Origin of the sequence: Rhizobacter sp. (genome assembly GCF_031412075.1) — a bacterium.
GTDB lineage: Bacteria > Pseudomonadota > Gammaproteobacteria > Burkholderiales > Burkholderiaceae_C > Rhizobacter.
The window spans coordinates 1-8364 of the sequence record NZ_JANOCG010000101.1; the positions used below are offsets into that span (position 1 = coordinate 1).

Consider the following 8364-nt stretch of genomic DNA (forward strand, 5'->3'; position numbering starts at 1 on the left):
CATGTCTTCATCGACCCCGATGCGCTTGGCCGGAATGCGCGCGGCCACCGCTTCGGCCTGGTCGCGCGCGGCGCGGTTCATCTCTGATGCAAAGGCGCCGGGGGCTATTGCCGAGGTGACGATGTTGTGCTGGATCAGGTGCGTGGCCATGCGCTTGGTCAGGTGGATCAGCCCGGCCTTGCTGGCGGCGTAGGAGTAGGTCTCCTGCGGGTTGACGCCGATGCCGTCGATCGAGGCGATGTTGATCACCTTGGCGGGCTGCTTTTCACCGGCCTTGGCGAGCAGGGGTTTGAGCGCCTGCGTCAGGAAGAAGGGGGTTTTCATGTTGAGGTTGACGACCTTGTCCCAGCCGCTTTCGGGGAACTCATCGAAGTCGGCACCCCAGGCGGCGCCGGCGTTGTTGACCAGGATGTCGAGCTGCGTCTCGCGCTTGGAGAACGCGTCGACCAGACCTTGCACGCCGGCCAGGCTGGACACGTCGGCCGGCAGCGAAAAACACGGGCCGATGGCCGACAGTTCTTTCGCCGTCTGGTCGCAGGCGTCGGCCTTGCGCGCCGAGATGTAGACCCGTGCGCCTTGCGACAGAAAACCTTCCGCGATCATGCGGCCGATGCCGCGCGAGCCGCCGGTGACGAGGGCGGTGCGGCCTTTGAGCGAAAAGAGTTGGCTGGTGTCCATGGCGCGGTCTCCTGAGTGGGTGTGAACCCGTGAGGCTAGCGCCTGGGTGTGGCCCTGGCAGTCGCGTGGGTGTCACGCCATGAGATGCGGCGAGAACTCGGGCGCCGACCATTGCAGCGGCAGTGCGCCGGCGCGCCACACGCCGCTGTCGACGGTGAAGCGAATCTCTCGGCCCTCGGCGTCGCCCCACAGCAGCTCGGTGTGGCCAGTGAGTTGCAGCAGGTCGCCGCTGTGGTGGTCGATGAACAGCAGGCCGGCGCGTGCGTTCAGCAGCAGGTTGCCCAGCGTGTTGAAGAACTGGTTGCCACGGTAATCGGGGATGTGCAGCACGCTCGGGCCATCGTCGTGATGCGTCACGCGCACGAAGCCGGGCAGGCCGCCGCGATGCGACATGTCCACTCCTTCCGCACCGGCATGGCCGCGTGCGTGTGGGGTGGCCGATGCGATGAAGAGCGTGTCGGCGCTGCGCACCAGTTGCAGTGCGGCCGCGCTGAGTTGTGCCGACTCGACTTGCGCGAGCGCAGGCTTGTCACGCTGGACCCAACGGGGAACACGCGCCTGGATGTACTTCGGGCAGTTGCCGAAACTCTGGTCGACCTGCAGCGTGAAGCCCTGCGCATCGAGCGCCACCAGCGTGCCGTTCAATCGGTTGCGCCGCCGTGTGTGCGGCTCCAGCGCCAGCAGGCCGAGTGGCATGTGCATTTGCAGCGAGAGCGGATCGCCGGCCTGAGGCAGGGCTTCGACGCGCAGGTGCTGCGCATCGGGTGCGTGCATGAAGCCGGGCCAGCCGCTCAGCACGGTCGCCCACGGGCGGCGCTGCGCGTCGAGCCCGCCCACCAGCAGCGTGGGCAGTTTTTCGAACAGCTCGATGTGCTGCGTCGGCATGGCGTTGCGCACCACCTGGCCCATCACCTCGGCCATGCGTTCGTGCACGCCCAGGCGCTGCTGCAGGGCGCGTTCACCTGCATGCACGGTGCTGCTCATGCCAGAGCGGGGTTGCGCACCATGCCGACAAACCCGGGCAATGCTTCGATGCGCTGCAACCAGGCGCGCAGCTGGGCATAGGCTTGCAGCGACACCCCACCTTCTGGTGCGTGTGCGGTGTACGAGTACATGGCGATGTCGGCGATGGTCGGTTGCTCGCCGACGAGGTAAGCCTGTGTGGCGAGGTGGTCGTCCATGCGCTTGAACAAGGCGGCTGCGATGTCGGCGCAACGCGGGTCTTGCGGGCGTTGAAAGAGCACGTTGACGCGTGCGTTGCCGGGGCCGTTGACCAGCGAACCCGCAGCTTGCGAGAGCCAGCGTTGCACCAGCGCGGCGCCCACCGGGTCGCGCGGCAACCACTGGCCGCTCGTGTCGTAGCGCAGCGCCAGGTAGGTGAGGATGGCGTTGCTGTCGGCGAGCGTCAGGGTGCCGTCCTGGATCACGGGCACTTGGCCGAAGGGGTTCATCGCCAGGTACTCCGGTCGCTTTTGTTCGCCCTTCAGCAGGTTGACCTCGATCGCCTCGAACGGCAGTCCGAGCAGTGACAGAAACAGGCTCACGCGGTGGGCGTGGCCCGAGATGGGGTGTTGGTAGAGGCGGATCGTGTTCATGGCGTCGGGTGGGGGTTGCGATGGGGTGAACCTTAGCCAGCGCAGGACCGAAGCAGAATCCCCGCAGCGCGCACTTGATCATTTCGCGCAGAGGAATGACGCGATGGACAAGCTCGAAGGCATGCGCATCTTTGTGGCGGTGGCCGATGCACGCGGTTTTGCACCCGCCGCACGGGGGCTCGGCGTGTCGCCGCCGGCGGTGACACGCGCCATCGCGGCGCTGGAGTTGCGTGTGGGCGCGCAGCTCCTGCGCCGCAGCACGCGCAGCGTGTCGCTCACCGAAGCCGGGGCGCGCTTTCATGCCGACTGCAAACGCATCCTGGCCGAAATCGATGACGCCGAGGCGTCGGCGAGTGGCGCCCACAGCGAGCCGCAGGGTGTGCTGTCGATCACGGCCCCGGTGATGTTCGGGCGCCTGCACGTGGCGCCCGTGTTGCTGGACTTCATGGCGCAGCAGCCGCAGCTCAGGGCGCGCACTTTTTTCAGCGACCAGATCGTGCACTTGCTCGACGAAGGTTTTGACGTGGCGGTGCGCATCGCCCACTTGCCCGACTCCGGCCTCACCGCCGTGCGCGCGGGCCACGTGCGGCGTGTGGTGGTGGCGTCTGCGCAGTACCTGGCCGAGCACGGTGTGCCGCGCACGCCGGCCGATCTGGCGCAGCACCGTGGCATGGGGTTTTCGCAGCACGGTGCGGTCAGCGCGCCGTGGGTGTTTTTCCCACCGTACGACAAGGCCACCAGCCAGACCGCCCACCCGCAGATGCAGATGGTGACCAATGCCAGTGAGATGGCGATCGCGGCCGCGCTGGCGGGTCACGGCCTCGCACGGGCCTTGTCGTACCAGGTGGCGGGCGACGTGCTGGCGGGGCGCCTGCAGGTGGTGATGGCCGACCACGAGCCGGCGCCGATTCCGGTGCAGCTGGTTTATGCCGAAGGGCGCAAGGCGTCTGCCAAGGTGCGCCGCTTCATCGACTTTGCACTCGAGCGCCTGCGCGCGCAGCCGGTGCTCAACGGCCGCCTGGTCTGGCCCGACCCGCCATGAAAAAAGCCCGGGCTGGAGGCCCGGGCTGAAGGTGAGGCAGCAGCGCCCCGGAAAATCAGTCGGGCTGGGCTGTCAACGCGCAGTTCCTCAAGCGGAAGATGTCCAGCGCCAGCCTGGCCGTGTTGCGGGCCGACATGGCGAAGATCGTCTCTTGCGGGTTGAGGCCCAGGCTGGTCGGGAACACCGACGCGTCGTGCACCGACAGGTTGCTCACCTGGTGATGGCGACCGTTCGGGTTGACCACGCCCTGGGTCGGGTCGGCCGACATGCCGCAGCCGCCCATCTGGTGCGCCGAGTTCAGGCGCACACGGCCTGAGACCATGGACAGGGCGTCCGCCGCGGCCTGGAACGAGGCGTTGTCGGTGAAGCCCTGCGTGGCGGCGTCGATGTGGCCGATGAAGACACGCGACGCGCCGGCAGCAAAGTGCACCGCACCCTGCGACTTGATCGACTGGCGGATCGACTCCAGCACCGAGGCGCTGAGCGGGTAGTCCAGACCCGGCGAACCATCGGCGCGCAGCTGCACGGTACCGCCCACGCTGTCCGCATTGAAGCCGTCGCGTACGAACGAGATCGTCACGCCGTACTTGTTGAAATTCTTCATGAGCGTGGCGTGCTGCTCGCCGAAGTAGGTCGGCCCACCGGCCACCAGCACCGGGTGCAGCGGAGCCACTTCCAGCTTCCAGCCCGGCGTGCCGGTGAGCGGCACGTTGTCCAGATAGTGGTCGGAGTAGATCGACTGCGGCAGGCCGGCGTGCGCGGCGATGTCACGCTCGTACAGGCCACCGACCGACGCGCTCGGGTGCAGGAAGGTGCGCTTGCCCAGCGTGCCGTGCGGGTCGGGTGCGCCCGAGCGCATCAGCAGCGCAGGGCCGTTGATGGCGCTGGTGGCCTGCACGTAGTGCGTGGCCTTGATCGTGACCTTGCGCCCGCTGGGCTTGAGGCCCGACGGGTCCAGCGCGTCGCAGACGATCCCCGTGATGGCGGTCTTGGCGGTGTTGAAGGTGTAGGTCTGTGCACGCAGGCGGGTGTAGAGGGTGGCCCCCAGCGTCAGCGCGACGGGCAGGGTGGTGACCAGCATCGACATCTTGGCGTTGATCGGGCAACCCAGGCCGCAGTAGCCGAGCGCCGCGCAGCCCTTGACGTTGGGCGAGATGGTGTTCCAGCTCAGTCCCAGCCGCGACAGGCCCGTCGACAGGATGGCGTTGTTGCCATTGATCTCACCGCCCCAGGGCCGGATGCTCAGGCGCTTTTCAACGGCGGCGAACCAAGGGGCCATCTTGGCCTGGGTGTACTCGTTCAGGCCATACATGCGCTGCCAGTGCTCGAGCACCGGTGGCGACGTGCGGAAGCTGGTGGCCCAGTTCACGGTGGTGCCGCCACCGACAGTGCGCCCTTGCAGGATGCCGACGCCGCCGTCCAGCGTGCGACGTGCCAGGTTCTCCTGGTACATCTGCGGGTAGGCCTCGGACTCTTTCATGTTGAAGTCGCTCGACGACTTCAGCGGGCCTTCTTCGATCATCACCACCCTGAGGCCGGCTGCCGCCAGCATCTCGGCAGTGATGCCGCCGCCTGCGCCGGTGCCGATGATGGCGACGTCGAAGGTGACGGTCCGGTCAGCGGTCAGGGCGGAGGCGTCGATGACTTTCCAGCCGGCGCGCTTGCCGACGACCCAGGGGTCGATCGGTTTCCGGGTCGGCTTGGGGATGATTTGGGGAATGGTTGCCATGGGTGATCTGCCTCTTTAAGCGAACGTCGGCGGGCCGGCGTAGCCGATGCCTGGCCAGTGGGTCGGATTCGAATAGAACGCGTTGGGGATCAGGCCCATGAACGCGCTGAAGATCGAGCGCTGGCTGGCAACCTGGCTCACGCGCAGGCCGTCGAGCAGGGCGGCCAGAAGCGTCGGCGGCATGGCTTCCCAGGTGGCGGGGAAGGCGGGGTTGAACATCGTCGGGCCGGCCTTGAGGGCATTGAACAGGCCCACGATGCCGGCCTGGTTGATTGGCGGGTAGTTGCTGACGATCTCACCGGCGCGCTGGGCGGTCAGGTTGATCGAGGCCTGGCGGGCGGTGGCATCGGTGGGCAACACGCTGTTGCCCAGAATGACCGGCACCCACACGCGCACGATGGCCAGCGAGGCCGCATCGAGTGCCGAGACGGGCGGCACGACCTGCGCTTGCGCTTCGCCCTGGCCAAAGCCTCCCAGCGCCAGCGCGGTACCGCCGGCCACGCCTGTGGCCAGCAGGTCTCTTCGTTTGATCATGGGTTCTCTCCTGATTGGATTGACATGCTGCACAAACGCACAGCCGTGCAAATATTAAGCATGGAGATGACAAAACGATGAGGGAAAACGCCAGTTAAACCAGAATCTGATGGATTAAAGAGACGACTGTGCGAAATATTGTCTCTCGCGGGCCTCTTGTGAGGCTCTTGTGCAAGGCAGCAAACGCTGCCGGCAGCGGCTCGAACTAGGAGCGTTCGAACTCGGCCGCGGGCGCGTCGGCCCACAGCACCTGGTTGCGCCCGTTGCGCTTGGCCACCAGCAAGCGGTCGTCGGCGGCCTTGAGCAGGTTTTCCATCGACTCGCGCTCCTGCAGGGTGGTGGCGGAGTCGGCCACGCCGGCAGAAAAGGTGTTGGCCGTGAGCGAGCCGGTTTCGAAATGGAAGCCCTTGCGCCGCCATGCCTGCAGCAGGCCGAGCACCTTGCGCTGCGCCTCGTAGGCGCCGCTGCCCGGCATCAGCAGGCAGAACTCTTCGCCGCCGAAGCGGAACGCCAGGTCGCTTTGGCGCGTGTTTTCGTTCAGCAGCGAGCCGAACGAGGCCAGCAGCGTGTCACCGGCCACGTGGCCGTGGCGGTCGTTGACGGCCTTGAAATGGTCGAGGTCGATGATCGCCACCGCCAGCGGCTGCTGCTCGCGCCGCGCCTGCGCCAGCATCTGCGGCAGCACGTCGTTGAGGTGGCGGCGGTTGAACAGGCCGGTGAGGAAGTCGCGCGTGGCCTGTTTCTCCAGCTCGGTCTGCAGCGCCTGCACTTCGTCGATCTTTTGCGACAGCTGTTGGTTGATGGCCTCCAGCTCGGCACGGGCGCGCTCGGTGGAGCGACGGCGGGCTTCGATCTCGTCCAGGTTGTGTTGCAGGCGGCGCAGCTCGGTCTGCAGTGACGCAGCCTGGTAGCGTGCGCGAGACGCCTGGTTGCCACGCTCGAGCTGGCAGCGCTGCCAGGCTCGCAGGGCGGCCAGCGCATCAGCGGTGTTTCCCAGGTGCTCCTGCATGTCGGCCAGGGCGTGGTGGAACAGGCAGTGCACACGCAGGCTCAAGCCGTCCTGCTCGGCGTCCAGAAGGGTCGGTTGAGCTTGCGTCAGCAGCGCTGCGGCCTCGGGCAGCTGCTGGTCTGCGCGCAGGATCTCGGCGGTGGCCACCACCAGGGTGATGCGCTCGTCGGGAACCATCACGCCATGGTCTTCGTCGCGGGCGCGCTCGACCAGCCGTCGGCCGAGCGCCAGGTCGCCCGCGCGCAAGGCCGCCAGCCCCATGCTCTCGAAGTTGGCGTTGGTGCTGCCGCGCCCGCTCTCGTCGGCCGGCAGCTGCAAGAGGCGATGGATGTCTGGCAGCGCCTCCTGGGCACGGCCGAGGTCGGTCAGGCAATGCACGCGGTTGATCAGCAGCACGCTCATCAGGCGCGCGTTGTTCAGTTGCGAGCCGCGTGCAATGCCTTCCTCGATGTAGCTCAGCGCCTGCTGGTGCTCACCGAGCTGGATCAGCTCGTGCGCCAGGTTGCAGTACAGCACCACCTCGAAGCCGTTGCCTCGCACGGGCCGCGCCTCATGCAGCGCCTGGTACATGTAGGCAAAGGCCTGCTCCGATACACCCAGCGACGAGTAGCAGCCGGCGATCACGTTGAGCAGCATGCCCAGCTCGTCGCGCTTGAGGACGCTCAGGCCCTCGCCGCGCAGCGGCAGCACGCGCTCCAGTGATTCGCGGAATTTCGCCTCGCGCCAGAGGCAACGCGCAATGCCCACCTCAGCCAGCAGGTGGCCGGCACGGTCCTGCGTGGTGGCGAAGCAGCCCTGTGCCAATGACAGCTCGTGGGCCGAAGTCTGCGGGGTCGAGTACCACATGAAGTGGAAGCCGCGCACCAGGCGTGCCCAACCCTCGGCGGCCGTGTCGCTGCTTTCCCGGGCGCGTGCCAGCGCCTGATCGGCCAGCGCGATGCAGCGCTGGGAGTCGCGGTAGAGCAACTTCCACGCACGGCGCGCCTGGGCCAGGGCGGGTGAGGTGTCTGACGGCGGCTTCATGGGGCCGGATTTTGCGCGTTTTCCGCGCCGCTCCGATCCCTACATGCTTCGCCGGTACTGCCCACCCACCTCGAACAGCGCATTCGTGATCTGCCCGAGCGAGCACACGCGCACAGCGTCCATCAGCACCTCGAACACATTGCGGTTGTCGATCACGGCTTGCTGCAGGCGTTGCAGCAGGGCGGGTGACTCGTGCGCATGCTCCGCGTGGAACGCAGCCAGGCGCGTGAGTTGCGACTGCTTTTCAGCATCGGTCGAGCGCGCCAGCTCGATGTGGTCGGGCACCGGGTCACCGTGCGGGTTGCGGAAGGTGTTGACGCCAATGATGGGGTACTCGCCAGTGTGCTTGAGCATCTCGTAGTGCATCGACTCGTCCTGGATGCGGCCGCGCTGGTAGCCCGTCTCCATCGCGCCGAGCACGCCGCCGCGCTCGGCGATGCGCTCGAATTCCGCCAGCACCGCTTCTTCCACCAGCTCGGTGAGCTCGTCGATGATGAAGGCGCCCTGGCTCGGGTTCTCGTTCTTCGCCAGGCCCCACTCGCGGTTGATGATCAGCTGGATGGCCATGGCCCGGCGCACGCTGTCTTCGGTCGGCGTGGTGATCGCCTCGTCAAAGGCATTGGTGTGCAGCGAGTTGCAGTTGTCGTAGATCGCGATCAGCGCCTGCAGCGTGGTGCGGATGTCGTTGAACTGGATTTCCTGCGCATGCAGGCTGCGCCCCGACGTCTGCACGTGGTACTTCAGCTTCTGGCTG

Annotated in this window: 8 protein-coding genes; 1 reads left to right on the forward strand and 7 read right to left on the reverse strand. The window is 66.9% G+C overall.

Translation table 11 applies throughout. The features are described from left to right. The 3 genes from RMO40_RS03825 to RMO40_RS03835 form a co-directional block, all read right to left on the reverse strand. Positions 1-678, reverse strand: a 678-nt coding sequence (locus tag RMO40_RS03825; RefSeq protein WP_309716547.1) for an SDR family NAD(P)-dependent oxidoreductase, incomplete at its 3' end; no start/stop codon positions are given. A 72-nt stretch (positions 679-750) separates the two neighbouring features. Then, the gene (locus RMO40_RS03830) at positions 751-1662 is read right to left on the reverse strand and encodes a pyridoxamine 5'-phosphate oxidase family protein (protein WP_309716549.1); all 912 of its coding nucleotides are present in this window, start codon (positions 1660-1662) and stop codon (positions 751-753) included. Beyond that, positions 1659-2273 carry a glutathione S-transferase N-terminal domain-containing protein gene (locus RMO40_RS03835; RefSeq protein ID WP_309716551.1) on the reverse strand — a complete coding sequence of 205 codons (615 nt, stop codon included), beginning with the start codon at positions 2271-2273 and terminating at the stop codon, positions 1659-1661. The genes RMO40_RS03830 and RMO40_RS03835 overlap by 4 nt, the downstream gene beginning before the upstream one ends. Positions 2274-2376: 103 nt before the next feature. On the opposite strand from RMO40_RS03835, the gene RMO40_RS03840 reads away from it, so the two are divergent. Further along, entirely contained in the window at positions 2377-3315 is a 939-nt protein-coding gene (locus tag RMO40_RS03840; RefSeq protein WP_309716554.1) for a LysR substrate-binding domain-containing protein, read from the forward strand. A 55-nt stretch (positions 3316-3370) separates the two neighbouring features. Here RMO40_RS03840 and RMO40_RS03845 read toward each other — a convergent pair whose 3' ends face one another. The 4 genes from RMO40_RS03845 to RMO40_RS03860 form a co-directional block, all read right to left on the reverse strand. Beyond that, positions 3371-5044, reverse strand: a complete 1674-nt coding sequence (locus tag RMO40_RS03845) for a GMC family oxidoreductase N-terminal domain-containing protein (RefSeq protein ID WP_309716556.1) — start codon at positions 5042-5044, stop codon at positions 3371-3373. Positions 5045-5059: 15 nt separating this feature from the next. Next, positions 5060-5578: a hypothetical protein gene (locus RMO40_RS03850; RefSeq protein ID WP_309716558.1), complete on the reverse strand. Its 519-nt coding sequence runs from the start codon at positions 5576-5578 to the stop codon at positions 5060-5062. A 205-nt stretch (positions 5579-5783) separates the two neighbouring features. Further along, a complete protein-coding gene (locus RMO40_RS03855; RefSeq protein ID WP_309716560.1) occupies positions 5784-7610 on the reverse strand; it encodes a diguanylate cyclase in 1827 nt (608 codons plus the stop codon). 39 nt (positions 7611-7649) lie between these two features. Next, positions 7650-8364, reverse strand: a 715-nt coding sequence (locus RMO40_RS03860) for a methylmalonyl-CoA mutase family protein (protein ID WP_309716562.1), incomplete at its 5' end; no start/stop codon positions are given.

Coding starts and splice junctions, on each gene's coding strand:
- RMO40_RS03830 (WP_309716549.1), bottom strand. CDS start 1,662: ATGAGCAGCACCGTGCATGCAGGTGAACGCGCCCTGCAGCAGCGCCTG.
- RMO40_RS03835 (WP_309716551.1), bottom strand. CDS start 2,273: ATGAACACGATCCGCCTCTACCAACACCCCATCTCGGGCCACGCCCAC.
- RMO40_RS03840 (WP_309716554.1), top strand. CDS start 2,377: ATGGACAAGCTCGAAGGCATGCGCATCTTTGTGGCGGTGGCCGATGCA.
- RMO40_RS03845 (WP_309716556.1), bottom strand. CDS start 5,044: ATGGCAACCATTCCCCAAATCATCCCCAAGCCGACCCGGAAACCGATC.
- RMO40_RS03850 (WP_309716558.1), bottom strand. CDS start 5,578: ATGATCAAACGAAGAGACCTGCTGGCCACAGGCGTGGCCGGCGGTACC.
- RMO40_RS03855 (WP_309716560.1), bottom strand. CDS start 7,610: ATGAAGCCGCCGTCAGACACCTCACCCGCCCTGGCCCAGGCGCGCCGT.